General features: G+C 56.4%; 22 protein-coding genes. 14 read left to right on the top strand and 8 right to left on the bottom strand.

Going from position 1 to position 26,544, the window contains the following annotated elements; genetic code table 11:
• Nucleotides 1-9 precede the first annotated feature (9 nt).
• Nucleotides 10-1,542, top strand: coding sequence for a DUF3612 domain-containing protein (locus AYI87_RS05840; RefSeq protein WP_144200410.1), 1,533 nt, complete (start codon nucleotides 10-12; stop codon nucleotides 1,540-1,542).
• 79 nt (nucleotides 1,543-1,621) lie between these two features.
• Here AYI87_RS05840 and gndA read toward each other — a convergent pair whose 3' ends face one another.
• Both gndA and AYI87_RS05830 read right to left on the bottom strand, forming a co-directional pair.
• Nucleotides 1,622-3,163: an NADP-dependent phosphogluconate dehydrogenase gene (gndA, locus tag AYI87_RS05835; protein WP_144200408.1), complete on the bottom strand. Its 1,542-nt coding sequence runs from the start codon at nucleotides 3,161-3,163 to the stop codon at nucleotides 1,622-1,624.
• Between the two features lie 265 nt (nucleotides 3,164-3,428).
• Complete coding sequence (locus AYI87_RS05830) at nucleotides 3,429-3,899, bottom strand: MarR family winged helix-turn-helix transcriptional regulator (RefSeq protein WP_011866359.1); 471 nt, start codon at nucleotides 3,897-3,899, stop codon at nucleotides 3,429-3,431.
• A 287-nt stretch (nucleotides 3,900-4,186) separates the two neighbouring features.
• Between AYI87_RS05830 and AYI87_RS05825 the strand changes: the two genes are divergently transcribed.
• Together AYI87_RS05825 and AYI87_RS05820 are read left to right on the top strand one after the other, a co-directional pair.
• Nucleotides 4,187-5,182 (top strand): NADP-dependent oxidoreductase, encoded by a 996-nt coding sequence (locus AYI87_RS05825; protein ID WP_144200404.1) that lies wholly within the window; start codon nucleotides 4,187-4,189, stop codon nucleotides 5,180-5,182.
• A 199-nt stretch (nucleotides 5,183-5,381) separates the two neighbouring features.
• Nucleotides 5,382-6,194, top strand: coding sequence for a MipA/OmpV family protein (locus AYI87_RS05820; RefSeq protein WP_144200403.1), 813 nt, complete (start codon nucleotides 5,382-5,384; stop codon nucleotides 6,192-6,194).
• A gap of 221 nt (nucleotides 6,195-6,415) precedes the next feature.
• Here AYI87_RS05820 and AYI87_RS05815 read toward each other — a convergent pair whose 3' ends face one another.
• The 3 genes from AYI87_RS05815 to AYI87_RS05805 form a co-directional block, all read right to left on the bottom strand.
• Nucleotides 6,416-6,607, bottom strand: a complete 192-nt coding sequence (locus AYI87_RS05815) for a DUF3185 family protein (protein WP_144200401.1) — start codon at nucleotides 6,605-6,607, stop codon at nucleotides 6,416-6,418.
• A gap of 401 nt (nucleotides 6,608-7,008) precedes the next feature.
• Nucleotides 7,009-7,293 (bottom strand): hypothetical protein, encoded by a 285-nt coding sequence (locus AYI87_RS21400; protein ID WP_260865089.1) that lies wholly within the window; start codon nucleotides 7,291-7,293, stop codon nucleotides 7,009-7,011.
• 36 nt (nucleotides 7,294-7,329) lie between these two features.
• A complete protein-coding gene (locus AYI87_RS05805) occupies nucleotides 7,330-8,313 on the bottom strand; it encodes a toxin-antitoxin system YwqK family antitoxin (protein ID WP_144200399.1) in 984 nt (327 codons plus the stop codon).
• 187 nt (nucleotides 8,314-8,500) lie between these two features.
• Here AYI87_RS05805 and AYI87_RS05800 point away from each other — a divergent pair, with 187 nt between their 5' ends.
• On the top strand, nucleotides 8,501-10,129 hold the full coding sequence (locus AYI87_RS05800; RefSeq protein ID WP_144200397.1) for a methyl-accepting chemotaxis protein: 1,629 nt from the start codon (nucleotides 8,501-8,503) through the stop codon (nucleotides 10,127-10,129).
• 72 nt (nucleotides 10,130-10,201) lie between these two features.
• On the opposite strand, the gene AYI87_RS05795 is transcribed toward AYI87_RS05800, so the two are convergent.
• On the bottom strand, nucleotides 10,202-12,106 hold the full coding sequence (locus AYI87_RS05795; protein ID WP_144200771.1) for a propionyl-CoA synthetase: 1,905 nt from the start codon (nucleotides 12,104-12,106) through the stop codon (nucleotides 10,202-10,204).
• Between the two features lie 286 nt (nucleotides 12,107-12,392).
• On the opposite strand from AYI87_RS05795, the gene AYI87_RS05790 reads away from it, so the two are divergent.
• The 8 genes from AYI87_RS05790 to AYI87_RS05755 all read left to right on the top strand — a co-directional run bounded on the left by AYI87_RS05790 (nucleotide 12,393) and on the right by AYI87_RS05755 (nucleotide 21,037).
• Nucleotides 12,393-12,794 carry a MerR family transcriptional regulator gene (locus tag AYI87_RS05790; protein ID WP_011866366.1) on the top strand — a complete coding sequence of 134 codons (402 nt, stop codon included), beginning with the start codon at nucleotides 12,393-12,395 and terminating at the stop codon, nucleotides 12,792-12,794.
• 111 nt (nucleotides 12,795-12,905) lie between these two features.
• Nucleotides 12,906-14,075 carry an isovaleryl-CoA dehydrogenase gene (locus tag AYI87_RS05785; RefSeq protein WP_011866367.1) on the top strand — a complete coding sequence of 390 codons (1,170 nt, stop codon included), beginning with the start codon at nucleotides 12,906-12,908 and terminating at the stop codon, nucleotides 14,073-14,075.
• 89 nt (nucleotides 14,076-14,164) lie between these two features.
• Nucleotides 14,165-15,772: a carboxyl transferase domain-containing protein gene (locus AYI87_RS05780; protein WP_144200395.1), complete on the top strand. Its 1,608-nt coding sequence runs from the start codon at nucleotides 14,165-14,167 to the stop codon at nucleotides 15,770-15,772.
• 48 nt (nucleotides 15,773-15,820) lie between these two features.
• The gene (locus tag AYI87_RS05775; RefSeq protein ID WP_011866369.1) at nucleotides 15,821-16,621 is read left to right on the top strand and encodes an enoyl-CoA hydratase-related protein; all 801 of its coding nucleotides are present in this window, start codon (nucleotides 15,821-15,823) and stop codon (nucleotides 16,619-16,621) included.
• A 57-nt stretch (nucleotides 16,622-16,678) separates the two neighbouring features.
• Entirely contained in the window at nucleotides 16,679-18,712 is a 2,034-nt protein-coding gene (locus AYI87_RS05770) for an acetyl/propionyl/methylcrotonyl-CoA carboxylase subunit alpha (RefSeq protein WP_144200393.1), read from the top strand.
• 2 nt (nucleotides 18,713-18,714) lie between these two features.
• A complete protein-coding gene (locus AYI87_RS05765) occupies nucleotides 18,715-19,620 on the top strand; it encodes a hydroxymethylglutaryl-CoA lyase (protein ID WP_144200391.1) in 906 nt (301 codons plus the stop codon).
• 46 nt (nucleotides 19,621-19,666) lie between these two features.
• Nucleotides 19,667-20,368: a CoA transferase subunit A gene (locus AYI87_RS05760; RefSeq protein ID WP_144200389.1), complete on the top strand. Its 702-nt coding sequence runs from the start codon at nucleotides 19,667-19,669 to the stop codon at nucleotides 20,366-20,368.
• Between the two features lie 12 nt (nucleotides 20,369-20,380).
• On the top strand, nucleotides 20,381-21,037 hold the full coding sequence (locus tag AYI87_RS05755; RefSeq protein ID WP_144200387.1) for a 3-oxoacid CoA-transferase subunit B: 657 nt from the start codon (nucleotides 20,381-20,383) through the stop codon (nucleotides 21,035-21,037).
• 93 nt (nucleotides 21,038-21,130) lie between these two features.
• Here AYI87_RS05755 and AYI87_RS05750 read toward each other — a convergent pair whose 3' ends face one another.
• Nucleotides 21,131-22,705 (bottom strand): methyl-accepting chemotaxis protein, encoded by a 1,575-nt coding sequence (locus AYI87_RS05750; RefSeq protein ID WP_144200385.1) that lies wholly within the window; start codon nucleotides 22,703-22,705, stop codon nucleotides 21,131-21,133.
• Nucleotides 22,706-23,091: 386 nt separating this feature from the next.
• Here AYI87_RS05750 and AYI87_RS05745 point away from each other — a divergent pair, with 386 nt between their 5' ends.
• A complete protein-coding gene (locus AYI87_RS05745) occupies nucleotides 23,092-23,895 on the top strand; it encodes a transporter substrate-binding domain-containing protein (protein WP_144200383.1) in 804 nt (267 codons plus the stop codon).
• Nucleotides 23,896-24,041: 146 nt separating this feature from the next.
• Here AYI87_RS05745 and AYI87_RS05740 read toward each other — a convergent pair whose 3' ends face one another.
• Nucleotides 24,042-24,620: a thymidine kinase gene (locus AYI87_RS05740; protein ID WP_144200381.1), complete on the bottom strand. Its 579-nt coding sequence runs from the start codon at nucleotides 24,618-24,620 to the stop codon at nucleotides 24,042-24,044.
• 358 nt (nucleotides 24,621-24,978) lie between these two features.
• Between AYI87_RS05740 and AYI87_RS05735 the strand changes: the two genes are divergently transcribed.
• Nucleotides 24,979-26,160 carry a transglutaminase domain-containing protein gene (locus AYI87_RS05735; protein WP_144200379.1) on the top strand — a complete coding sequence of 394 codons (1,182 nt, stop codon included), beginning with the start codon at nucleotides 24,979-24,981 and terminating at the stop codon, nucleotides 26,158-26,160.
• The last annotated feature ends 384 nt before the right edge of the window (nucleotides 26,161-26,544 follow it).

Here is a 26,544-nt window from a genome sequence, read left to right as displayed (position 1 = left end):
TTTTACAAAATGAAGACCAATAGCAGCTTGATGAGAAAATCGCATTTCCTGGGTACTAAGATACGCAATCTCAGGAAACGTAATAACCTAACCATGGAAGACCTGTCGGCCCGCTGTGTCAGGGTAGATGCGGATTCAGCCCCCTCTGTCTCCTACCTCTCCATGATAGAACGCGGCAAGCGCGTGCCCAGCGCCGGCATGCTGGCGGTGATCGCCGCCGTGTTTCAAAAGGAGGTGGATTGGTTTCTCGACGACGCCCCAGAGGAGCAGGCGATCACCCCGGTCAAGGGCTCTCGCGGCGGGATCAGCGGCATGGCGCTGGAGCCAAGCTTCCTGTTTTCCAACGAGATTTTGCAAATCGCCATCCCAGAGATGCTTTCCCAGACAGGGATCAGCGGCCGTCAATTTGCGCACCTACTGATCCGCGCCCATCAGGAACATCATCAGAATCATTTTCCCGATCTCGAGCGCGCCGCCGAAGAGGTGGGGCTCAAACGCATGCCCCTGAGCCTCGAGGATCTGCTGGCCATTGTCCAGCGTCTCGGCCTGGTAGTGAAATGGTTTACCCGGGCGCCCAAGGCGATCCGCGAAGAGGCGGGCGCCAGCAAGCAGCACATCATCACCTCCTATTTCGAGCAGCCCAACAAGATCTGCCTCAACCAGCTGCTCAACCAGCATACCCGCCGCCTCAAGTACGATCTTGCGGTCCATATCGGCCACAGCGTGCTGCACAACAAGGATGGCCTGAAGAGCATCATGGTCGCGGGGCGCAGCCATGGCACCAGCCTGGTGGATGAGGCGGACACTCGTGGGCAATCCTCCACCGTGGACGCCCAGGATATCCTGCATGCCTGGCGGGACTTCGAGTCCAGCTTCTTCGCCGGCGCCTTGCTCTGCCCTAAGGTGCCCTTCCGGCAGTTGCTCGACCGTCATGGCTATGAGATAGATGTGGCCAAGTTGGTGGATGTCTCTCCCTCGGTGGCCATGCGCCGCATGACGGCGGTCTCCCCCTACAGCCACTGGCACTATTTCGATGCCTATTCGCCCGGTAAGCTCAAGGCCGTATACCGAGGCAACGGCATCCCCCTACCCTGGGGCAACATGCGCCAGGTGGAAGATCCCTGCCAGCACTGGGCGGTGTTTAGGATGATCAACGCCTCAACCCAGGGCTCCTCGGCGCAGATCTCCATCCTGGATGTGGCCAACGAGCCCAAGATCTACTGCTGCGAATCGATTCGGGTGAAAGACCTGGCGGGCAATCCCCATGTGCTCTGCGCCGGTATCGACCTTAACCCGGCCATCGAGGCCCAGGGCGGCGATGCCAACCAGGTGGCGCAGCAACTCAAGGAAGTCTGTGTGGACAATGGCGGCTCGGCGCCCCTGCCCGGCAACATCAAGACAGACATCAAGCGTGTGGCTAAGATCCTCAACATCAACTGGGTGGAGCGCGGCATCGACAGCGAGGCTCGGCTCATCTGTTCCCGCGGCGCCAGCTGCCCGCGCAAGCCAAGCTGCTACGAGAGTGGTGGCTGTCAGGGCTAGGCGGCCACAACAACTCAGATAAAAAAACCGCTAGTCAGCAGCTAGCGGTTTTTCTCTTCTGTAGAAGCTTAGTGAAGCACTAGAGCTTCTCTAGCGTGCGCTCGCTATGGCTCCAGTTGAGGTGATACTTTTCGCCGGCGCCCTTATCGATACGCTCGAAGGTATGGGCGCCGAAGTAGTCCCGCTGACCTTGCAGCAGGTTGGCGGGCAGAGTCTCGCTGCGATAGCTGTCGTAGTAGGCCAGCGCCGAGCCGATACAAGGCACGGGCACGCCGCTCATGATGGCCCTTGCCACCGCGCGGCGCCAGTCTTGCTGCTTGGCCGACAAGGCCAGGCTAAAGGTCTCGGCCATCAGCAGGTTGTCGAGAGGCTCTCCCACCTTCTGCGCCTCTTGATAGGCCTGGGTGATCGATTGCAGGAAGGTGGCGCGAATGATACAACCGGCGCGCCAGATCTTGGCGATTTCGGCAAAATCCAACTGCCAACCGCGCTCCTGAGCATTCATGGCCATCAGCTGGAAACCCTGGGCATAACAGGCAATCTTGGCGCAGTAGAGGGCGTTTTCAAGCTCATCGATAAAGGCGGCGCGCTCATCGTCACTCAATGTCAACGGCTCGGGGCCTGCCAGTAACAGGCTCAGCTGCTGGCGCTGTTGCTTCTGGGTACTCACCGCTCTGGCGTATACGGCCTCGGCGATAGTCGGCGCTGGGCAGCCAATCTGCAAACTGCTGACCGCAGTCCACAGGCCAGTGCCCTTCTGACCCGCCTTATCCAAGATCATCTCCACCAACGGCTTGCCGGTAAGAGGATCGGCCTGTGACAGCACATCGGCGCTGATCTCCATCAGGTAGCTGTTGAGGCTGCCCTGGTTCCAGCGCGCGAAGATCTCACCCACCTCGGCGGCGCTCAGCCCAAGACCATCGCTCAGCAGCTGATAGGCCTCGCAGATCAGCTGCATGTCGGCGTATTCGATGCCGTTATGTACCATCTTCACATAGTGACCGGCGCCGGCCGGGCCTATGTAGGTGGTGCATGGCTCGCCCTCGGTCACAGGGTTACCCGGCTCCTGACGCTCGATGGGCAGGCCGGTTTTAGGGTCAACCTTGGCGGCTATCGCCTCCCAGATGGGCTTGATCCTGTCCCAGGCCTTTATATTGCCGCTCGGCATCAAGGAGGGCCCGAAGCGGGCACCCATCTCGCCGCCTGAGATGGCGCAGCTAAAGAAGATAAACTTGTCCTGATATTGGGCTTCGCGGGCCACGGTATCTGTCCACAGGCTGTTGCCCGTATCCACCACGATATCGTCCTGCTCTATCCCGGCCTCTAGCAGGGCATTACAGACGCCATCCACTGGCGCACCGGCAGGTACCGATAGGACCAACACCCGAGGTTTTGCGAGACTGGATAACATTTCTGAAAGATTGCTACATCCTAGGATGCGCTGCGCTTGCATGGCGGGACGCTCTTTTTGCTCCTGCTCAAGCAGGGCATCTCGCTTGGCTGAGTCGAGATCGAAGGCAGCGACGCGGTAGCGATTATCGGCAATGTTAAGCGCCAGGTTTTTGCCCATAACGCCTAGGCCTATCACGCCTATGTCGAGGAGGTCTGAGTGATTTTGCATGAGATTTTTCCCCATGGGAAACTGAGATTGTCTACACCTATCCTTTATTATAGTCTGGACTATCTGAGTCAAATCATAAGCTTAAATCGCTCAATTGCTTCAACTGCGAGCCACATAGTCGATAGGCACGAAATTGGTCGCGATTATACAAAGTTTGGTAAGTTAATTACTAGGAAAAGTCCAGGCTTACTAGCCGCTGTGCAGAACAGTGTTTTCTCATTTAAAAGGTAGCGCCATCAAGCACCTGAATAACTTGCTGAATCGACTATTTCTGATTGAGCTCATGGGTCAGGGTCAGACAAACTTGCCTTAGCTGTTCCAGCTCAATGTCAGACACGCTCACCTTCTCCAAAAGCTGCTGCTTCAGCGCCAGCGCCTCTTGTTTGAGGGCCTCGCCGGCCTGAGTCACCTGAATCACCTTCTTGCGCTCATCCCGGCTATCCACATGACGCACCACCAACCCCTTGGCCTCCAGACGCTTGACGATAGGGGTTAAGGTGCCGAGATCCAGCCGAGTCGCCTGGGAGAGATCCGTCAGGCTGGCATTGTCTTTGAGCCAGAGCGCCTGCATCGCCAGATATTGCGGATAGGTCAGATCGCACTCCTGAAGCAAGGGACGATAGGCGCGCACCAAGGCATTGGCGGCGGTATAGAGGGCGAAGCAGACATTATCCGACAGGCATTGCGCCCCTTCAGTTACTACTGCCGTCTCTGCTTCACTCATCTGCTTACTCATAGTGTTACCCATCTATCTGACTTAACTGTTACTCAACTTTTGCTCAATGCGCTACCGCTTAATGTGTTACTTAATGACTTAACGTCTTATTGCTTAAAAGTTTCATCACCTTTCCCGCATATGCTAGCTGCCCCAAGCTTTAGGGCGGCTATCTTAACAGAATTCAGGAGCAAGGAGCGGACATTAAAAATACATTACTTTGCGCACAAAGTATTTGCGTTGTACTCAATTTGTTTGTAGAGTCTACCACAATTAGTTAGCGCGCAAAGCAAAATGAGGTTAATTCCATGCAAGCACAAGAGATAACACTGGCCAGCCGCCCTGAAGGCATGCCAACCCAAGCCAACTTTGGCCTTAAGCAGGTGGAACTTCCGGCCCTCAAGCCGGGCGAATTCCTGGTCAAGAACCTCTGGATGTCGGTCGACCCCTACATGCGCGGCCGCATGATAGACAGAGAGAGCTATATTGCCCCCTTCGCCTTGGATGAAGTGCTGGAAGGCGGCGCCATTGGTGAGGTTGTAGAGTCGAACCATGAAGACTTCCCTGTGGGCAGCAAGGTCAGCAGCATGAAGGGCTGGCGCAGCCACTATGTCACCGACGGTACAGATCATACCCTGCTACCGGAAACCCCTTTGTCAGAATCTCATTTCCTCGGCGTCATGGGCATGCCTGGCATGACCGCCTGGACCGGCCTTAACCGCATCGCCCAGCTGAAGGAAGGTGAGACCCTGTTTGTCTCGGCCGCCTCGGGCGCGGTCGGCAGCGTCGCCTGTCAGCTAGGTCTCTTGATGGGCGCCAAGGTGGTTGCCTCGGTCGGCTCAGATGAAAAAGCCGAGGCCCTCAAGGCGATGGGAATCGAGCAGGTGATCAACTACAAGACCACGGCTAACCTGAGTCAGGCGTTGAAAGATGCCGCGCCACAAGGCGTTGATGTCTACTTTGAAAACGTCGGTGGCGAGCATCTGGCCGCGGCGCTGGACAACATGAACGACCATGGCCGTATCGCCGTATGTGGCATGATCGCCCAGTACAACGACACTAAGCCAACCCCAGGCCCAAGCAACCTGGCCTATATCATCATGAAGAAACTCAGAGTCGAAGGCTTTATCGTGTTCGAGCATTGGCAGCACTATGGCGAGTTCGCCAAGCAGATGGGTCAGTGGCTGGCCAGCGGTAAGGTTAAGGCCGAGCAGACCATCTACGAGGGACTCGACAACGCTCCGGCGGCCTTCATCGGCCTGTTTGAAGGCAAGAACCGCGGTAAGATGGTGGTTAAGCTGTAAGCATTCACCTCACAAGATAACACCACAAAGACCGGCTCCATAGGGCCGGTCTTTTTTTACCTTTATACAACAAAGTCTTGGGCATTCACGGCCCGCCATACACAAAGGCGACACAGGCTTACAAACTCATGATACTTATCTAAGTACCCAGCGAGTACATTGCTCTCAACCAATAAACAACTTCAAAGTGGAGTGAGCAATGAAGTACCTTCCCTTAGCCCTAGTTGCCCTTGGCAGCATCAATCTGGCCCAGGCCGCCGAGTCAGACACCTATATCAGCAATGGTCAGGTCTATCACAGCAAAGGCTGGGTGGTCGAGTTTGGCGCCGGCTACAACTCAGACATCATCAAAGAACAGAAGAACGACTACAAATTTGCCTTCGGCGATCACAACCGCTTCGGCCCCCGCGTAAATGTGGGCTACCACGGCGATCGCTTCAACGCGGATCTGGACAAGGGCATCAACTACCGCCTCTACGGTAAAGACAGAGACGCCATCACCTTCAGCACCTACCTGACCGGCAACGGCTTCTGGCTGGATAAGGATGTGTCTAAGGTGCTGGCCGGCATGGAAGAGCGTCGTATCAGCGTAGATCTGGGCCTGAACATGGATATCAAGGTGGGGCCGCGCGGCGTCCTCTCCACCAACTTCCAGCACGACATCAGTGGCGAATATAAGGGTTATGTGGCGGGTGTGCGCTATCAGCAGATCCTCAAGCTTGGCAGTCTGGATCTGGTGCCGTTTGTGAGCGTAAGTTACAACAGCGCCAAGTTTAATGATCACTACTTTGGCGTCAGCAAGAAAGAGGCTCTGCCCAAGCGTCCACAGTACGAGGCCAAGGCCGGCGTGAACTATGACGTTGGCTACCAGCTGATACTGCCGCTCTCGAGCAACTGGCGCATTACCCAGCAGACCAGCTACACCCGCCTGAGCAAGGAGATTGCCGACTCGCCCATTACCGATTCACGCAATCAGTGGTCGGCCAACCTGATGGCGAGCTACCGTTTCTAAAAAATTGGAAAAATTAGGCCTAAACCCCGCTCGGCCTAAGGGCAAAGGATCTGCCCAGCTTATTTGAAGCAAGAGAAACTCCCTGGAAAGAGACTCCCTGCAAAGAAACTTTTTCTGCAAAAATAAGCTCCCTGCAAAAGAAAAAAGCCTGCATCATGCAGGCTTTTCATCCAATACGCGCTTTCTTCCGGTTTGGTTTAGCGACATATATAACCTAAGAACTATTTCAGTTTCAGCAGGCCAACCAGCACGCAGATGGCGCCGCCGACCATGCCTGCCCAGGCCTCTATGGGGGTGTCGCCGTTAACCGCGCGGGTGATCTGCGAACTGGTAGAATCGTAGATGTTGTAGCCCCACCATGCCAAGGCCACGCCGATAACCAACAGGACAATCCCTAAATACTTACTCTTCATTTCCCCAACCTCTTGAAAAACAATCTTAGTCCCAGCATACGACAGCTTAAAGCCATATTTCAATGACAGGATTTATGCCTCGAGATTTATCCCGCAACAATTACGGCTGAAACGCTAAGCAGGCTCCCCCCCTCGGCGACCGCCCAAGACAGACCCCAGCTAATACAAGGGGCTAATACAAGGGGCTAGCAGCCTTCATCTAAAAGAGCCAACTAGAAGACTAGCGTCATGCTCTGCCCCGGTTTTAGGGCCTGCCAATGGCGGGTAAGCTCGGTGATCTCGGCAATTATCTGCTTGAACTCATGCTCACTCACTAGGGGAATGGCGAGCCCTCGCTGCTCACAGCCCTGGGCGAGCAGATAACAGAAACCCTCGAAGTTGAGCTCCTGCGACCAATAGAGCTACTGCAGCGCCTCCACCATGGATTCTGTCTGCCACACCTGGGTCTTATCGGCTATCTGCCGCGACAGCTGATTATGCTCCAGGGTAAAGCTGATGTTGGCACCAGCCTTTAGCTGACCATAGAAGGCGCCAGCAATCGCCAGGGTCTTCTCCACCACGTAATGGATCATGTCGTGGGGCGCGATCCCCTGCTCCGGCATCTGGGTCTCGGTGCGACTGGCGTCCTGACGAACACAGCAAAGTTTGCCGTAGCGGCCATCTCCCTTGGTAAAAATCACTTCCATATTTAATGCCTCACTCATTCCTTACAAAATAGCGCCTTACTCCTCGCTCACAGCAATGTCCGCTTCCAGCCTGACCCTTTGCTCCTCATGCTCGGAGACTAGCTCACCATTCGGGCTGAAGCGGCGCCATATACCGACCTTCTCGCCATCTCGGTATTGCCCCTCTACGGCGAGCTGACCACCGCGGTAATATTCGCGATAGCTGCCCTCTAGCTTGTCATTACGGTAGTTTTTCACCAGCTCCAGGCTGCTATCGTCATAAAAACGTGTCCAGGTACCGACCTTGCTGCCTGTGGCATAATATTCGATGCACTCCTTGGTGCCATTCTCATAAAACTCGGTCACCTCACCGTGAAGCTGACCCGTCTTGAAGTGGGCGATCCCCTGCAAGATGTCGGTATCCTGAAAATAGGTTCGCCACTCGCCATCTTCTTTGTCCTCGACCATGGTGCCTTCTATCACCACCTTGCCGAAGCTGTATTGCTGCCACAGGCCGTCACGCAGGTCGTCCACATAATGGATGCGATTTCTTAATCTGTCTGGATCCCAGTAACTCGTGCTCCAGCCGTTACGCTTGCCCTGGCGATATTCGATAGACTCAGACAGCAGACCGCCCTCGAAACCGTAGTGTTTTTCCGTGCCCTGTTTCAGCCCATCTTGATAGGGGATCTCCTTATTCAGGGTGCCATCTTCCAGATAGACACGGGTCACGCCCGTTATCTGACCATCGACATAATGCGTAACCGCCTGGACGGCACCACTTTCATAAAAGTCCTGCAGCTCGCCGTTAAGCTTGCCTTGACGGAGCATGGCTTGCTGCTTTAGCCAGCCATCATCGCCGAAATACTTGGCCTTACCGCTATAGGGCTCGACCTCACCGCGCAGATGAAAGCGGCCGTCGATCCTTTCAAGCTTCTCAAAGTCGACATAGTCTTTGGTCAGCTCATCCATTGCCATGTAGCCCAGGCCCAGAAAAGTCACGGCGATTAAAACCGCCGACAGCCTGTTAGGTTTTGTCATCCTTTTTCTCCAACTCCCTGACACCAGAGCTCGCCTTCTTCCCTATGTCACTCTTCACCATAGGCATGTCACAGCCAAGCACAAAATAAAAGCTATGATTTACAGCTAATTGGTCATGAGACACGCCGAGAATGCCGCTATAGTTAATAGATATTGGTCTTTTGGCAAGGTTTTTATGGGGAAGCTTATGAATATTAGAGACTTGAGTGTGGTCAAGAAGATATGGGCAAGTTATCTGGCCGTGTTTGTCGTGTTTGCCATCGTCGCAACCCTGCTGATCTTGAGCCTGTCGGCGCTCAATAACAACATCCGGGTGCTGACCGACAAGAGCCTGCCCTCGGTCGCCATTCTCAAGGGGATACAGGTCGACATCACCAAGGTGCGAAAAGATGAATTTTCGCTACTGCCTAACAGTGACAACCCCAAGATAGGCCAGTGGCTGCAAGATCTGGACAGATGGCGCGCCGACGTTCAGGCGGGCATTTCCGCCTATGAGGCGCTACGGCTCAACGAACAAGAGCGTCAATCCTTTAAGGTATTCAAAGACACCTGGAATCAGTATATACAGGAGACCAGCGCCTATAACGGCCTGCTCAATCAGGGAGATGCCGACAAGGCTAACCAGGTGGTGCTGGCGAGTTTCGGCACCTATTCCAAGGCGCTCAGCAGCCTGGACGACACCCTGGGACTCAACGATGAACTGGTCAAGCAGATAGGCATAAATGTGCACGACGAGGCGCTATCGACCCAATATAGCGCGGGCATAGGGGCGCTGGTGATCATCATAGTAATCGCCCTCGCCTCCACCTTGCTATCGCGGGCCATCTGCCGCCCCATCGACAGGGCCTTGACTTTCGCCGCCAACATTGCCAAGGGACAGCTTAACAACACCATAGACGAACAGGCCCTGACCCAGGATGAGCTTGGCACCCTGCTGCGCGAATTAGTCACCATGCAGAGCAATCTGCATTCTCTGGTCTCAGAGATCAACGACTCCACCATACAGCTGACCGCCGCTGTCGAAGAGGTGAGTGCCATCTCGGCGCAAAACGCCTCCAGCATGCAGAACCAACAGCTCGAACTCAGCTCGGTGGCCTCGGCCATGACCCAGATGCAAGCCGCCGTGGGTGAAGTGGCGCAGAATACCGAGAACGGCGCAACCTCAGCCTATTCGGCGACAGAGATCGCCAAACAAGGCACTGAGACACTGGCCCAGACTATCTCGGTGATCGAGCGGGTCTCCCAGACGATTCAGCAGTCGGACCTATTGGCCCAAGAGCTGGAATCCAGCTCCAACAACATCAATATGGTGGTGGATGTGATCCGTGGCATTGCCGAGCAGACCAACCTGCTGGCCCTCAACGCCGCCATCGAGGCCGCCCGCGCCGGCGAACAGGGCCGAGGCTTCGCCGTAGTAGCCGATGAGGTGAGATCTCTGGCACAGCGCACCCAGGATTCCACGGCGCAGATCGTGGATATCGTCAATCAGCTGCAGGAAAACAGCAGTAAGATTGGCCACTCCAGCCAGGAGTGCCAGACGGGCATAGGCCAGTGTGTCGAGCAGGTCAACGCCGCTGGCAGCCAGATAGGCGAGATAGCGCATTCGGTGGAAAACATCGCCCAGATGAGCACCCAGATCGCCACCGCCTGTAGCGAGCAAAATGCGGTCTCCGAGGAACTCAACCGCAGCGTGGATCATATCAACAATGTCTCTACCGAAATGACAGAGGGTGCCTCTCAGACCGCCATCGCCTGTCAGGAGATCAGCAACCTGGCCCACAGCCTCAAGGCCAGGATTGAGACCTTTAAGCTATGAGTCAGCAGCAAAAATGAGTACCGAAACAAAAAGGGCCCTAGGGCCCTTTATTAATAACGAGTAGAAGACGCGCTAGACGTGGGCGTCGGCGTAACCCATGCGGGTCAGGGCGTTGCGCACCAGTTCTAGGGTGTAGGGATCTTCTATGGTTGCCGGCATCTTGAACTCTTGATTGTCGGCAATCTTACGCATGGTGCCGCGCAGTATTTTACCCGAGCGCGTCTTAGGCAGCTTAGGCACGGCGCTCACCAGCTTAAAGGCGGCCACAGGGCCAATCTGCTCACGCACCAGGGCGATCAGCTCCTTGTAGAGCTGCTCGTCGCTGAGATCGCAGCCTTTCTTGAGCACCACCAGACCCAGAGGCACCTGCCCCTTGAGCTTATCGTCCACCCCAATCACCGCCGCCTCGGCCACCGCCTCATGCTGACACAACACCTCTTCGAAGCGTCCGGTCGACAAACGGTGACCGGCCACATTAATGATGTCGTCGATGCGGCTCATGATATAGAGATAGCCCTCATCATCCATGTAACCGGCATCCCCTGTGAGGTAATAACCCGGATACATGGAGAGGTAGCTCTCCTTGTAGCGTCCCTCGTTTTGCCACAGGGTCGCCAACGTGCCCGGCGGCAGCGGCAGCTTGATCACCACGTTGCCCGACTGATCCGGCGCCACGACATCGCCCATCTCATCGAGCACCTGCACATCATAACCAGGCACCGCCTTGGCAGGAGAGCCCGCCTTGACGGGTACCGGCGCCGTGCCCATCAGATTGGCGGCGACCGGCCAGCCGGTTTCTGTCTGCCACCAGTGGTCGATCACCGGCTTGTCGAGCTGCTGCTCGGCCCAGTGCAGGGTATCGGGATCGCAGCGCTCACCGGCGAGGAACAAAGTGCCGAGACAGCTAAGGTCCACATCCTTGAGGTAATCGCCCTCGGGATCGTCGCGTTTGATGGCGCGGATCGCCGTCGGCGCGGTAAAGAAACTTTTCACATTATATTTGGCTATGGTGCGCCAGAAGATACCGGGATCCGGCGTGCCCACAGGCTTACCCTCGAACAGTACCGTGGTGGCGCCAACCAGTAAGGGGCCATAGACGATGTAGGAGTGACCAACCACCCAGCCCACATCCGAGGCCGCCCAGAAGACATCTCCCGGGTTAATATCATAGATATGCTTCATCGACCAGGCGAGCGCCACGGCGTGGCCGCCATTGTCGCGCACTACCCCCTTGGGCTGACCCGTGGTGCCCGAGGTATAGAGGATATAAAGGGGATCGGTCGCCTCTACCGTCTGACAGTCGATGTTTGGCGCATCGGCCATGGCCCCCTGCCAGTCGACGTCACGGCCGTCGACTAAGTCTGCTTGCAGCTGAGGACGATTGAGGATCACACACTGCTCCACCTTGTGGCTCGCCTGCTCCAGCGCATCGTCCAGCAGTGGCTTGTAAGCCACCACGCCCGATGGCTCGACGCCGCAGGAGGCGGAGAGGATCATCTTAGGCTTGGCATCATCGATTCGGGTCGCCAGCTCGTTGGCGGCGAAACCGCCGAATACCACAGAGTGAATCGCCCCAAGGCGGGCACAGGCCAGCATGGCATAGGCTGTCTCTGGCACCATGGGCATATAGATGATCACCCTGTCGCCTTTGACGACGCCCTGGCTGGCCATGTAGCCCGCCAGTCGGCTCACCTGGGCCTGCAGCTCGTTGTAGGTGATCCCATATTCTGTGCCCGTAATCGGGCTCACATATTGAATCGCCACCTGCTCGCCACGCCCGGCCTCCACGTGTCTGTCGACCGCGTTATAACAGGTATTGAGCTGCCCGCCGCTAAACCAGCGATACATAGGTGCCTGACTGTCATCGAGTACCCTGTCGAACGTCTTGTCCCAGGCTAAGGCCCCGGCGGCCTCGCCCCAGAAGGCGTTAGGATTATCGATAGATTCCTGGTGTAACTGATTATGCAAATCCTTCATGTGATCTTCTCCGAATGACATGCGCCCGCCACTCACGGTCGACATATCGGCTTCCCCTTCCATACGATTTGGCTTATGCGCCATAGATCACATTATGGAGCCAAGTTGCACTTTTCCCATTAGACCTTTGCCTAACCTCACCCCAAACCCGCGGCTGGCGGTTATTTCACCAGTGTGCAGTGCAATTTTTACAGCCAGATAGACCATTAGCACCACCTAAAATCTTTACCTTTACGTAAACTTCATATATCGTGCTAGGAAAGTTAATCAATATGGTATTTTTTCGATGAGTGACAAACACAGTCCACAGACCACCTACTCTATCAGCGACCTGTCGAAGGAGTTCGATATTACTACCCGTAGTATCCGCTTCTACGAAGATCAGGGGCTGCTGAAACCTAAGCGCCGCGGGCAAACCCGCATCTATGGCCTGAAAGATCGCGTTCGTCTCAAGCTGATCTTAAGGGGTAAACGTCTGGGCTTCTCGCTCGCCGAAACCCGCCGTCTGTTCGAGCTCTACGACGCCGATAAGAACAGCAGTACCCAGCTTCACACCATGCTGGAATTGGTGGAAGAGAAGAAATCGGCCCTGCAGCAGCAGATGGACGACATCAAGGTGGTCTTGATGGAGCTCAACTCCGCCGAGCAGCAGTGCCGCGCCGCCCTGGAGCAGCAAGAACGCGCCTAGGCCGGGCACAGACCATATCGAGTTAACGCAGCAACAAATTGAACACAAGCAAGGTTGGGTAAACCGGCCTGATAACAAATTATAAAAGCATCTGACCTGTAGGATAAAACAATGACTCAACTCTACTCCTCTCTCAACTTCGGCCTCGGCGAAGATATCGACATGCTGCGTGACGCAGTGCGCAGCTTCGCCGCCAACGAAATCGCTCCTATCGCCGCCAAGGTGGATCAGGAAAACGCCTTCCCTAACGAGCTTTGGCCCGTGCTGGGCGAGATGGGCCTGCTTGGGGTGACAGTGCCCGAAGAGTACGGCGGAGCAGACATGGGTTACCTGGCCCACGTGGTCGCCATGGAGGAGATCTCCCGCGCCTCGGCCTCTATCGGCCTAAGCTATGGTGCGCACTCAAACCTGTGTGTTAACCAGATCAACCGTAACGGTAATGCCGAACAAAAAGCCAAGTACCTGCCTAAGCTGGTGAGCGGCGAGCATATCGGCGCCCTGGCGATGAGTGAGCCTAACGCGGGTTCAGACGTGGTCTCTATGAAGCTGAGCGCTCGCAAAGAGGGTGACCGTTATATCCTCAACGGCAACAAGATGTGGATCACCAACGGCCCAGACGCCGACACCTATGTGATCTACGCCAAGACAGACATGGACAAGGGCCCACACGGCATCACAGCCTTCATCGTCGAGCGTGGCTTCAAGGGCTTCAGCCAGGCGCAGAAGCTGGACAAGCTGGGCATGCGCGGCTCTAACACCTGTGAGCTGGTGTTCGAAGACTGTGAAGTGCCAGAAGAGAACATCCTTGGCGGCCTCAACAACGGCGTTAAGGTGCTGATGAGCGGCCTGGACTATGAGCGCGTGGTGCTCTCTGGCGGCCCACTGGGGATCATGACCGCCTGTATGGATATCGTGGTGCCTTACATTCACGAGCGTGAGCAGTTCGGCAAGTCTATCGGTCAGTTCCAGCTGGTACAGGGCAAGCTTGCCGACATGTACACAGGCATGAACGCCGCCAAGTCTTACGTCTATAACGTGGCCAAGTCATGCGATCGCGGCGAGACCACACGTAAAGACGCCGCCGGCGCCATCCTTTATAGCGCGGAACTAGCCACCAAGATGGCGTTGGATGCCATCCAGCTGCTGGGCGGCAACGGTTATGTCAACGAATACGCCACGGGTCGCCTGCTGCGCGATGCCAAGCTCTATGAGATTGGCGCCGGTACCTCAGAGATCCGTCGCATGCTGATCGGCCGCGAGCTGTTCAACGAGTCGAAATAGTCGAATGCGTAGAGTAGGCCGGACCCAGTCCGGCCTCGGGCGGGCAATCGCCACTTCCCGTTCACCACAGTCTTAAAAGGAACCAAGCCGTGACGCAACTGAGCAGTCAAATCAATCCCCGCAGCGACGAGTTTAAGGCCAAGCATCAACAGATGAGCCAGGTGGTCGCCGATCTCAAGTTAAAACTGTCTGAAATCGAACAAGGCGGTGGCGCCGTCGCCATGGAGCGCCATCTCTCCCGTGGCAAGCTGTCGCCACGTCAGCGTGTCGAGAAGCTACTGGATCCCGGCTCGCCGTTTCTGGAGATCTCCCAGTTTGCCGCCTACCAGGTCTATGACGACGTGGTACCGGCCGCGGGCATCATCGCCGGTATCGGCCGCGTCAGCGGCGTCGAGTGCATGATCATCGCCAACGATGCCACGGTAAAAGGCGGAACCTACTATCCACTGACGGTGAAGAAACACCTCAGGGCCCAGGAGATCGCCGAGCGCTGTCACCTGCCCTGCATCTATCTGGTGGACTCGGGCGGGGCAAACCTGCCGCGCCAGGACGAAGTGTTCCCCGACAGAGACCATTTCGGACGCATCTTCTATAACCAGGCCAAGATGTCCTCCAAGGGCATCCCACAGATCGCCGTGGTGATGGGCCTGTGTACCGCGGGCGGCGCCTATGTGCCCGCCATGGCCGATGAGTCGATAATCGTCAAGGAACAGGGCACCATCTTCCTGGCGGGCCCACCATTGGTGAAGGCCGCTACAGGCGAAGAGGTCTCGGCCGAAGAGCTGGGCGGCGCCGAGGTGCACACTAAGATCTCGGGCGTAGCCGACCATATGGCGCAAAACGATGAGCACGCCCTGGAATTGGCGCGCAAGTCGGTGACCCGCCTCAATCACAACAAGCAGATCGCCAGCCAACTGAGCCCGGTCAAGCCGCCTAAGTTCGATATCAACGAGCTCTACGGCATAGTGGGGACAGATCTGAAGAAGCCGTTCGATGTCAAAGAGGTGATCGCCCGTATCGTGGACGACTCGGATTTCGACGAGTTCAAGGCCAACTATGGCGCCACCCTGGTGTGTGGCTTCGCCCGCATCCACGGCTACCCAGTTGGCATCGTCGCCAACAACGGCATCCTCTTCTCCGAGTCGGCGCAGAAAGGCGCCCACTTCATCGAGCTCTGCTGTCAGCGCAAGATCCCGCTGCTGTTTTTGCAAAACATCACAGGCTTCATGGTGGGTAAGAAGTATGAGCACGAAGGGATAGCCAAGCATGGCGCCAAGATGGTGACCGCCGTTTCCTGCGCCACCGTGCCTAAGTTCACCGTGATCATCGGCGGCTCATACGGCGCCGGTAACTACGGCATGTGTGGCCGCGCCTTCGAACCGACCATGATGTGGATGTGGCCTAATGCCCGCATCTCTGTGATGGGTGGCGAACAGGCAGCCGGCGTGCTGGCAACCGTGCGCCGCGACGGTCTGGCCCGCAAAGGGGTGGACTGGCCAGCCGAAGATGAGGCCGCCTTCCGCGCCCCTATCGTGGCTCAGTATGACAAGGAGGGACATCCTTATCATGCCAGCGCACGCCTGTGGGACGATGGCATTATCGATCCGGCCCAGACCCGTGACGTGGTCGGCCTTGCCCTCTCTGCGGCGCTCAATGCGCCGATTGAAGACACCAAGTTTGGCGTGTTCCGCATGTAATGCGCCGCTAAGTCAACAATCGATAACGCAGAGGCAAGGAAGTAGACCATGACAAGCCAAACGATTACGCAAGAATTTGAATACTTAAGCTGCGCCCTAAGCGATGGGGTCGGCGAGATGGTGCTTGACCGCGCCGACAAACATAACGCCTTCGATGAGGTGATGATCGCTGAGATGATCGCCGCCCTCGACCTGTTCGCGGCCGACGACAGCTGTCAGTTGCTGGTGCTTAAGGCCAACGGCCGTAACTTCAGCGCCGGCGCCGACCTCAACTGGATGCGCAAGCAGGCCAAGATGGATTTCGAGCAGAACCTGAGTGACGCCAACGAGCTGGCGACCCTGATGCACAAGCTCGATAAGTTCCCCAAGCCAACCCTGGCCTTGGTACAAGGCGCAGCCTTCGGCGGCGCCCTGGGGCTTATCTGCGCCAGCGATATCGCCATCGCCGACAGCCGCGCCAGCTTCTGCCTGAGTGAGGTCAAGCTCGGGCTTATCCCGGCGGTGATCAGCCCCTATGTGGTACGCGCCATGGGCCAGCGCGCCTCGCGTCGCTACATGCTGACCGCCGAGCGTTTCGACGCCGAAACCGCGCTCAAGCTCAATGTGATCCATGAGATTAACGATGATCTCGAGGGTGCCAGCGCGCCTATCATAACCGCGCTCAAGGGCAACAGCCCTCAGGGCATGGCTTGGGTCAAGACCCTGCTGTCACGCCTCGAAGATGGTGTGATCGATCAGGAGACCCTGGCCTACACCAGCGAGCGTATCGCCCGCATTCGCGTCTCAGACGAGGGCCAGGAGGGGCTAAACGCCTTCTTCGAGAAGAGAAGCCCAAGGTGGAACGCCTAATGAAGCCAGAGATCATCTTTGACCCTATTGCCCTACAAGTTCGGGGAGCACGCTAACATGTTTACCAAATTATTGATCGCCAACCGTGGCGAAATCGCCTGCAGAATCATCAAGACCGCACAGGTCATGGGCATCAAAACCGTCGCCCTCTACTCGGACGCCGACAAGGACGCTCGCCATGTGGCCATGGCCGACGAGTCCTTCTACCTGGGCGGCAGCGCCCCGAGCGAGTCTTACCTCAAGGGCGAATTAATCCTAGAGATCGCCAAGCGCAGTGGCGCCCAGGCTATTCACCCTGGCTACGGCTTCCTGTCGGAAAACGCCGACTTTGCCCGCCAATGTGAGCAGGCCGGTATCGCCTTCGTCGGCCCAAGCGCCGATGCCATCGATGCCATGGGCAGCAAGAGCGCCGCCAAGATCATCATGGAACAGGCCAATGTTCCTCTGGTGCCGGGCTATCACGGCGACGACCAGAGCGACGAGGTGCTGCTCAAGGCCTCTAAAGAAATTGGCTTCCCTCAACTGATCAAGGCCGCCTACGGCGGCGGTGGTAAGGGGATGCGTATCGTCGAGTCCGAGTCTGAGGCCCTGGAGGCGATCAACTCGGCGCGCCGCGAGGCGGCCTCATCTTTTGGCAACGACAAGCTGCTGATCGAGCGCTACCTGAGACAGCCTCGCCACGTCGAGGTGCAGGTGTTTGCCGATACCCAGGGCAACTGCATCTATCTGTCGGATCGCGACTGCTCTATTCAGCGTCGTCACCAGAAGGTGGTCGAAGAAGCCCCGGCTCCTGGCCTGTCTGACAGCCTGCGCCGCGCCATGGGCGAGGCCGCCGTGGCCGCCGCCAAGGCGATCGACTATGTAGGCGCCGGCACGGTGGAATTTCTGCTGGACACCCATGCAACCGAGGAGAGCAACAGCTTCTACTTCATGGAGATGAATACCCGTCTGCAGGTGGAACATCCGGTAACTGAGATGGTCACAGGCCAAGATCTGGTCAAGTGGCAGCTGATGGTCGCCAGCGGCAGCGAGCTGCCCCTGAGCCAGGAGGATGTGCGCATCCACGGCCACTCCTTCGAGGTACGTATCTACGCCGAAGATCCGCAGAACGAGTTCCTGCCCGCCAGCGGCAAGCTCAACTTCCTGCGTGAGCCGGAGCAGAACCGCTATGTGCGTATCGATTCCGGCATCCGCGAGAACGATGTGATCAGTAACTTCTACGACCCTATGATCGCCAAGCTGATCGTCTGGGACGAGTCGCGCCCCCGCGCCCTGCAGCGCCTGGTGCACGCCCTGGAGTCATACCAGATCAGCGGCCTCAAGCACAACATAGAGTTTCTGGCCAACATCGCCGAGCACCAGGCCTTCAGTCAGGCAGACTTCAGCACAGACTTTATCGAGCGTTATGGCGACACCCTGATAGGTGCCAACCTGGATGGCGACAACAGCCATGAGCAGAATGGCGCCCTGGCCTTCGCCGCCCTCTATCACCTGTGCGCCCAGAAGGAACAGGCCAAGCTTACAGCGACCAACAGCCAAGATCCCTACTCTCCCTGGGGACAGGTGAGCGGCTTCAGACTTAACCGCAGCGGCATGCATCAGCTCTCCCTGCTGGACGATGAGCATGAGGTGCAGCACCTGACCCTGAGCCAGGTGGGCGATTGCTACTACCTGAACCTGAACGATCAACAACTGACCCTGAGCGGCGAACTGAAACAAGATCTGCTACACGCCGAGATCAACGGCCACAAGAGCAAGATCCCCGTCAGCCGCGAAGGCGATGACTTCACCCTCTTCCTGCCGAGCGGCAGCTATCACTTCCGCGCCCTGCAGACAGAGGTAGTGGAGGAGCAGGCCAACAGCGAAGACAAGCTCAAGGCGCCGATGAACGGCACTATCGTCACTCACCTGGTCGAGGTGGGCGATGAGGTCGAAGCGGGTCAAGGCCTGATGGTGATGGAAGCGATGAAGATGGAATACACCATAGAGGCGCCGTTCGACGGCAAGGTGGCGGCCTTCTTCTTCCAGCCAGGCGAATTGGTGAGCGATGGCGCCCTGCTGCTCGAAGTCACTGCGAAAGAGGACGCTTAACCATGTCCGCGACGAACAGCTTTCCAAGCAAGGTCAGTATCTTCGAGGTCGGCGCCCGCGACGGCCTGCAGAACGAGAAGGCGGTCACCACCGCCGACAAGCTGACCCTTATCGATCAACTGGGCGCGGCGGGCCTGACCCGCATCGAGGCCGGCAGTTTCGTCTCCCCCAAGTGGGTGCCGCAGATGGCCGACTCGGGCGATATCTTCCGCCAGCTCAGCAAACGCCCGGGCGTGGTCTACAGCGCATTGACCCCTAACCTCAAGGGGCTGGAACTTGCGCTTGACGCCGGGGCCGACGAGGTTGCCATCTTCGGCGCCGCCTCGCAGAGCTTTAGCCAGCGTAACATCAACTGCTCTATCGAGGAGTCGATCGAGCGCTTCATCCCTGTGATGGAGGCGGCTCAGGCGAAACAGATCCCCGTGCGCGGCTATGTGTCCTGCGTGCTGGGCTGTCCCTACGAGGGCGAGATCCAGGTCGAGGAAGTGGCTCGCGTGGCAGAGATCCTTTACAAAATGGGCTGCTACGAGATCTCTCTGGGTGACACCATAGGCGTTGGCACCCCCTTAAATGCCCGTAGAATGGTGGAAGCGGTCGCGTGCAGGGTGCCGGTGGAGAAACTGGCGCTACACTTTCATGACACCTATGGTCAGGCATTAGCCAATATTCTTGCCTGCCTGGAGACTGGCGTCAGCGTCATCGACAGCTCGGTGGCGGGCCTGGGTGGCTGCCCTTATGCCAAAGGCGCATCGGGCAACCTAGCCACGGAAGATCTGGTCTATATGCTCCACGGCATGGGAATAGAGACAGGTGTGGCTCTTAACGACCTGATCAAGGCGGGTAACACCATCAGCCAGGCACTGGGTAGAGTCAGTGGTGCCAAGGTCGCACGCGCGCTAACAGAATAATAGGGTTGGGCTCAGGCCCGACTCACGCTCAAAGGAGATAATGATAATGGCAGGACTCAATAAGCTGGTCGCCAGCTATGAAGAAGCATTGGAAGGTCTGACAGACAACATGACCGTCATGGTCGGTGGCTTCGGCCTCTGCGGTATTCCCGAAGGCTTGATCGCCCAGATGGTCAAGAGTGGTGCCAAGGGGCTCACCGCCATCTCGAACAACGCTGGGGTAGACGATTTCGGCCTTGGGCTGCTGCTCAAGAGCCGCCAGATCAGCACCATGATCGCCTCCTATGTGGGCGAAAACGCCACCTTCGAGCAGCAGATGCTCTCGGGTGAACTTAACGTGATCCTCACCCCGCAAGGCACGTTAGCCGAGAAGATCCGCGCCGGCGGCGCCGGTATCCCCGCCTTCTTTACCGCAACCGGTTACGGCACCCCTGTGGCCGAAGGCAAGGAGACCCGCGAGATCGACGGTCGTCACTATGTGCTGGAGCCTGCGCTGACCGCAGATTTCGCCTTGGTGCGCGCCTGGAAGGCCGATACCATGGGTAACCTGGTGTTTCGCAAGACGGCGGCTAACTTCAACCCTATGATGGCCACGGCCGGTAAGATCACTGTGGTCGAAGCGGAGCATATCGTCGAGCCGGGAGAGCTGGATCCCGACCATATCCATACACCAGGCATCTATGTGGATCGCCTGATCCAAGGTACGTTCGAGAAGCGTATCGAGCAGCGCACAGTGAAGAGCAAATAGGGAGGCGACACCATGGCTTTATCGAGAGAACAACTGGCACAGCGTGTTTCCCAAGAGCTACAGGATGGTTTTTATGTCAACCTGGGCATTGGCATCCCGACGCTGGTCGCCAACTATATTCCCGAAGGCATGCAGGTGATGCTGCAGTCGGAAAATGGCCTGCTCGGCATGGGTGAATTCCCCACCGAAGAGACCATAGACGCAGATTTGATCAACGCGGGTAAACAGACGGTCACCGCCGTCCCCGGCGCTTCCTTCTTCTCCTCGGCCGAGAGCTTCGCCATGATCCGCGGTGGTCATGTGGATCTCACCGTGCTGGGCGCCTTCGAGGTGGATGTGGAAGGCTCAATCGCCTCCTGGATGATCCCCGGCAAGCTGATCAAAGGCATGGGCGGCGCCATGGATCTGGTGGCCGGTGCCGACAATATTATCGTCACCATGATGCACGCCGATAAGCACGGCAACTCTAAGCTACTGCCTAAGTGTGAGCTGCCGCTGACCGGCTATGGCTGTATCAAGCGCGTGCTAACTGACCTGGCCTTCCTGGAGATCAAAGATGGCGCCTTCCACCTGCTGGAACGCGCTCCAGGCGTAAGCGTCGAGGAGATTATCGAGAAAACGGCTGGCAAGCTTATCGTGCCTGAGCATGTACCTGAGATGCAGCTCTAATCGCTAGGCACGAATCCTCAAAAAAAGCCCAGCGTTATCGCTGGGCTTTTTTATTACCGAAATCTAACGCTTTAGACATTCGCCAGGCATTGGTTAGGCATTAGCGCGGTGCACCGCCTGGCTCCAGAACTGACGCGCCAGCTGGCGTGACTCCATCGACTTGAGTGAGCTGCGCTCGCCAAGCTGCCGATCGGCCAGGGACTGGGCAAAGCCTTCGCTGGCCAGCTCGCTGATCGCCTGCAGCGAATCGCTGATATCCACCGCCGCCAGTCCCTGCTCCTGCATGGCATCGGCGCTCAGCTCCGTCATCTGATTAATCTTATCGATACGGGTCACCAGCTCGGCAAACACGGCCTCAGCTTGTTTCACCAGCTGCACCGCCTGAGTTGCCTGACGCTGACCCGCGGTCAGTGTGTTCGCCGCATTGGCCGTACTCTGCTGGAACTTGGCGATGATGGCATCGATCTGACTGGTGGAATCTGCGGTGCGCGCCGACAGCTGACGCACCTCGTCGGCCACCACGGCAAAGCCCCGACCCGACTCTCCGGCCCTTGCCGCCTCAATGGCGGCGTTAAGCGCCAGCAGGTTAGTCTGCTCGGCAATCTTAGTGATCACCTCCAGCACCTGATTAATCGCCACACTGTCATGCTCTATCTCGCTAACCACCTGGGCAAAGTTGCCCACCTCGCCGTGTAGCTCATCTATGCTGGCCACCACGGCATCGAGCTGCTCATAGCCCTGCAGCACAGCCGCCTGACTGGCTTCGACATCTGCCGAGACCTGCTTAAGCTGCTGACCCAGCTCATTAAAGCTGGCGGTCAACTCTTCCACTGCCGCCGCGGCCTGGGCCGTCTGTTGATTCTGACCATCGGCACGCTCGGCCGTGGCCGTGATAGAACCGAGCAGGGCGTCGCTGTCTCTGGCGATAACGCTTGAGGCATCTGTCATCCGTCCTACCACACCGGCGATCTCAGCCGTGGTGAACTCCATGGCAAATTGAATATTGCCCAGCTCGTCCCGCCTTCCGGCGTAGATGTGTCTGGCCACAGGGTCTGACACGATAGTGAGTGCATGGTCATTCAGGGCCCTTAGCGGCGCCAAGAGGAGCCTCATGCCAAACGCCAACAGCGGCGCGCAGACGAGCGCCAACCAGGGCGAGATATTACTCAGGCCGATGGCTAACATAAGGCAGAGAAAAGCGAATAGGGTCAACTTGCCGCCATAACTGAGCTTGGCATCCTTGATCTCGCTGCGCTGCTCCGACTTATTCAGGCTCTGATAGATATCGCTGGCGCGCTCTACCTGGGCCTGGCTCGCCCGGCGGCGCACCGATTGATACTCCTTGACCTGACCATTCTCCATCACGGGCGCCACATAGGCATTGACCCAATAGTAAGAGCCATCTTTACAGCGATTCTTCACCACCCCCAGCCAGGATTGCTTCTGCGCCAGGCGCTGCCACAAGATGGCAAAGGCGGCCTTGGGCATGTCGGGATGGCGCACTATGTTGTGGGGCTGCCTGACCAGTTCCTCCTCGGAAAACCCACAGATACGACAAAAATCCTCGTTGGCATAGCCGATATTGCCCTTGAGATCCGTCGTGGACAGCAGAATATCATCGTCGGTCAGCACGACCTCGTTGTCTATCACGGGTTGATTGTTTCGCATGCATTTTAATTAGTTATCCAAGCGGTGACTGAATTTTGACGCCTGACAATTCATTGGCAATTGATCTAAAGCAATGTTTCTGTATCAATTAGGGTTACAACTGTTGATTTTTTGAGCCAGATCTCATAGGAGGCGTCTTTCAACAGGTGCTAATCAAGGTGTTAATAATAAAGATTATTTTCACCTAATTCGTTGAATTTATGTTCACAAAACACCTTGTAACAGCTTTTGTTTGCCATTTACGTCTAATCCACACTATCATCATGGCCTTTAGCGACGACGCGCCTGCCAGGGTGGCCCATAGCGCGTTCGCCATCAAGATGACAAAACCGACTAGACTAAAGCCGTAAGAGTGAAATGATGAAATTAGCAGGCCACCTAGACTGATGCACTATTTTGCCTACAAGACGCAGCTCCTTGCTGCCCTCCTCCTCTGCTTAAGCCTGCCGGCGCTGGCGCAGCATACCCCAGCGACGCGCTGCGGTGTAGCCACTGGATTCCCCCCCTATCAGTTTTCCGCAGGCGGTGAGACCACAGGGTTTGATGCCGACGTGGCCAGGCTGATATTCAAGCGTCTTGGTATGCCGTTTCAGTTTCGGCAGCAGGCCTGGGATCTGGTATTCAATGAACTCAGATTCGGTGACATTGAGCTGATCGCTGGCATGGAGATCAACGCCCTCAGGACTAAGTTTTTCGACTTCACCCAGCCTTACTACTACCGATATGACGTGATCTTCATCCTCGAAGACAACCAGAAGATCACTAAGCTGGAAGATCTTCATAACCAGTTTGTCAGCGGCGATCGCCACTCTTACATAGAGACCCACTGGAAGGAGCTGGGGACTCTGTACGATTTTCGCATCATAGCCACCCCGAGCAAGGAGAGGTCGATGCAGCTGTTAAAAGAGGGCAAGATCCAGGCGGCCATCATGCCTAAGGCGGTCGGCCTCTATCTGGCGCAGCAGATGGAGATAGGAGTTAAGATACTGGACAATCCAGATCCCGGATCGCCGGTGGCCTTTGCCGTCAAGCGCGGCAATCATCAACTGCTGGCGCAGATCGACGAGGTGCTAGAAGCGCTGATCAGCGAAGGCGAGATCCAGCGCCTCTATGAGAAGTGGTTTCCCGAACATCCCCAGCGCCATGACGAGAAAGCCGACGAGGTGCAGGGCGTGCCACTCACCTCATAAACCTATTCATCTCATACTCTGACACAGCCCATAATCCCATGCAGCGGTTAGCGTCGCTGACGACCAAAGTATACTCAGAACATTAGGCCATTAAAAAAGCCACCCCAAGGGTGGCTACTTTACTGGCGCGATCACCAGGGCGGGTATTAATCCCAGAGGAATTCGCGGAAATGCTTACGGCAGACAGACTCGTAACTCTCGTTACCGCCGATGGCTACCTGCTCACCCTCTTTCATTGGGCGGCCTTCGCCATCGAGTCGCACCACCATGTTGGCCTTGCGACCACAATGACATATGGTCTTGAGTTCCACCAGCTTATCGGCCCAGGCCAACAGGTACTGACTGCCACTAAACAGCTCACCCTGGAAATCTGTCTTCAGGCCATAACAGAGCACGGGAATATCCATCACATCGACCACATAGGTCAGCTGTCTCACCTGCTCCTTGCTGAGAAACTGCGACTCATCGATCAAGATGCAGTGCAGGGTCTGCGCCTGACAGGCGGTTTTAACCATCTCGATCAGGTTATCGTCGCTGGCAAACACCTGAGCATCTGTCTCGATACCGATACGAGACGCCACCTTACCCACACCGTAGCGATCATCGATCGACGCCGTCATGACCAAGGTATTCATGCCGCGCTCACGATAGTTATAGGAAGATTGAAGCAGTGAGGTAGATTTGCCGGCATTCATTGCCGAATAGTAAAAATAGAGCTGTGCCAAAGCGAGTAGTCCCCTGATTATTGTTATCAAGCGATTCTATCACCATCTTGCGCCAATTAGCAGCGCCAAAGGCCTTAGCATTGGGCGATGCCGCACATTATCATGCTTTCCCCTCTCTTTATCCTTGACGGTAAACAAGCTCGAAGCAAAGCCATAGACAAAAGAGTGAAAGGGAAAAGGAGAGTTGAAAGGTGAAAGCTTAGGAGATAGACACTCGCCAATCGCCAGTCACCCGTAGCCAGTCGCCGATAGACACACGCCGAGCGATGACTTATTATCCAGAGTCAGCCTTTTTAAACCGGCCCCTTACGCGCCTACGGATAGCTCAGCAAGATAAAATAGTACTACAAGGAAAGTTATGTCTTTTACGCTAAAGCCCACACGTCTGTTCACCAAGATCTCAGCAATTCTTCTTGCCGCATTAAGCCTTGCCGCCTGCACCTCTGTGCCGACACCTGACTCTCAAGCGCCTTTGGCGCTACTCGACACACTGGATCTCAGCGACTTGGGCGAGCGACCCGACATAGTCTCGGTCGAGGAACTCCTCACTATTAACGACCAGGAGAAGGCACGCTTTCTCGCCTATTTTGAAGCCCATCAGGAGGTGAAGCGGCACCACAGGATCTATGACTATCTCGAGGGACGCCTGAGCACATTTAGCTATTATGGCAAGACCTACAGCGCCAACGAAACGCTCACACACAATGCCGGCAACTGCATGTCGCTGGCGATATTGACCAAGGCCTACGCCAGACTGGTCGGTATAGAGATAGATTATATCGAAGAGACCTCCTCGCCCCTCTTCTTCCAATCCGCTCAGCTCGGGGTGATCTCCAACCATGTCAAAACCAAACTGATGGATCCCAGCTTTGAGCCCAAGCCCGGCAGCTTCTATTTCTATGAGCCGGGTCTGGTGGTGGACTACTTCCCTAGCCGTAACAGTCTGTCCAAGGGCAACATCGACGAAGCCGAGTTTCTGGCCATGTATTATCAGAACCTGGCCGCCGACGCCCTGGAGCTGACCCATTATCGGCGCGCCGCCTGGCTTGCCATCGAAGGATTAACACTGGCGCCCGAGCGAGTGGAGCTGGTCAACCTGCTCGCCGTCATCTATCGTCATCTGGGCTCCCCAAAGCAGGCGGAGGCGCTCTATTTACACGGCCTCTCGTTAGCGGCCGACGATCTTAACCTTTTGACAAACTATAAGCTGTTATTGGCAAATCAAGGACGCCAGGATGAAGCCGCCAGCTTGCAGCGGCGCATAGATCAGGCCCAAGACCCCAGCCCCTTTCGCTGGCTCATGCTGGCCAACGACTATTACCAAGGCGCAGACTATCACACCGCCCTACGTTATTACACCAAGGCGGTGGAGCTCGCCCCTTACATGCCCCAAGGCTATGCAGGCCGGGCCAAGACGCTCTACCTCTTAGGCAAACAAGCTGAAGCCAAAGAGGCGATCACCCTTGCCATTGACAAGACACATCAGGTGGATCTCGAGCGCCGCTACCAGGCCAAGCTCGCCCTGCTATCCAGCCACTAAGCCTAAAAGGCGAAAGTGATTAGAGAGTAAAAGGATAACGAGACGGAGGAATAGGCGAGCTAGAGGCCTATTCCCTCGCTTGCAGGCCCCCTCTTAACTCTCAGCTTTTGGCGTTTGTCGCTTCGCCCTTTCCTATGGTTTACTCGACAATGCCCTTGCCCACTCAGTTGTTCCCTCAAATGTTCCTCCTAATGTCCCAACTAAAGTCCCTTCAGATGTCCCCAATGGGCCTTTAGCTATGCCCCAATTCAACATGTTACAAAAATGAAAACCAAAACTTAATTTAAACTTAATTCAAACTTAATTAACCTTAAATAAGTAGTTGATTTTTAATAAATTTAACAAAAATGAGATCTACCCCCAAAGAGATACACCTTCCTGTGA

It is taken from the genome of Shewanella sp. KCT, assembly GCF_007636505.1.
Lineage (GTDB): Bacteria > Pseudomonadota > Gammaproteobacteria > Enterobacterales > Shewanellaceae > Shewanella > Shewanella halotolerans.
The sequence above is the reverse complement of the archived record's forward strand: the minus strand, read 5'-3'. Positions and strand labels throughout refer to the sequence as shown.

Bases quoted from the DNA above. Each gene is read 5' to 3' on its own strand.
- AYI87_RS05765 (WP_144200391.1), top strand. From the start codon at position 18,715: ATGTCCGCGACGAACAGCTTTCCAAGCAAGGTCAGTATCTTCGAGGTC.
- AYI87_RS05750 (WP_144200385.1), bottom strand. From the start codon at position 22,705: ATGCGAAACAATCAACCCGTGATAGACAACGAGGTCGTGCTGACCGAC.
- AYI87_RS05815 (WP_144200401.1), bottom strand. From the start codon at position 6,607: ATGAAGAGTAAGTATTTAGGGATTGTCCTGTTGGTTATCGGCGTGGCC.
- AYI87_RS05790 (WP_011866366.1), top strand. From the start codon at position 12,393: ATGAGTGACAAACACAGTCCACAGACCACCTACTCTATCAGCGACCTG.
- AYI87_RS05840 (WP_144200410.1), top strand. From the start codon at position 10: ATGAAGACCAATAGCAGCTTGATGAGAAAATCGCATTTCCTGGGTACT.
- AYI87_RS05805 (WP_144200399.1), bottom strand. From the start codon at position 8,313: ATGACAAAACCTAACAGGCTGTCGGCGGTTTTAATCGCCGTGACTTTT.
- AYI87_RS05770 (WP_144200393.1), top strand. From the start codon at position 16,679: ATGTTTACCAAATTATTGATCGCCAACCGTGGCGAAATCGCCTGCAGA.
- gndA (WP_144200408.1), bottom strand. From the start codon at position 3,163: ATGCAAAATCACTCAGACCTCCTCGACATAGGCGTGATAGGCCTAGGC.
- AYI87_RS05820 (WP_144200403.1), top strand. From the start codon at position 5,382: ATGAAGTACCTTCCCTTAGCCCTAGTTGCCCTTGGCAGCATCAATCTG.
- AYI87_RS05775 (WP_011866369.1), top strand. From the start codon at position 15,821: ATGACAAGCCAAACGATTACGCAAGAATTTGAATACTTAAGCTGCGCC.
- AYI87_RS05830 (WP_011866359.1), bottom strand. From the start codon at position 3,899: ATGAGTAAGCAGATGAGTGAAGCAGAGACGGCAGTAGTAACTGAAGGG.
- AYI87_RS05785 (WP_011866367.1), top strand. From the start codon at position 12,906: ATGACTCAACTCTACTCCTCTCTCAACTTCGGCCTCGGCGAAGATATC.
- AYI87_RS05760 (WP_144200389.1), top strand. From the start codon at position 19,667: ATGGCAGGACTCAATAAGCTGGTCGCCAGCTATGAAGAAGCATTGGAA.
- AYI87_RS05745 (WP_144200383.1), top strand. From the start codon at position 23,092: ATGCACTATTTTGCCTACAAGACGCAGCTCCTTGCTGCCCTCCTCCTC.
- AYI87_RS05735 (WP_144200379.1), top strand. From the start codon at position 24,979: ATGTCTTTTACGCTAAAGCCCACACGTCTGTTCACCAAGATCTCAGCA.
- AYI87_RS05800 (WP_144200397.1), top strand. From the start codon at position 8,501: ATGAATATTAGAGACTTGAGTGTGGTCAAGAAGATATGGGCAAGTTAT.
- AYI87_RS21400 (WP_260865089.1), bottom strand. From the start codon at position 7,293: ATGGAAGTGATTTTTACCAAGGGAGATGGCCGCTACGGCAAACTTTGC.
- AYI87_RS05755 (WP_144200387.1), top strand. From the start codon at position 20,381: ATGGCTTTATCGAGAGAACAACTGGCACAGCGTGTTTCCCAAGAGCTA.
- AYI87_RS05825 (WP_144200404.1), top strand. From the start codon at position 4,187: ATGCAAGCACAAGAGATAACACTGGCCAGCCGCCCTGAAGGCATGCCA.
- AYI87_RS05795 (WP_144200771.1), bottom strand. From the start codon at position 12,106: ATGAAGGATTTGCATAATCAGTTACACCAGGAATCTATCGATAATCCT.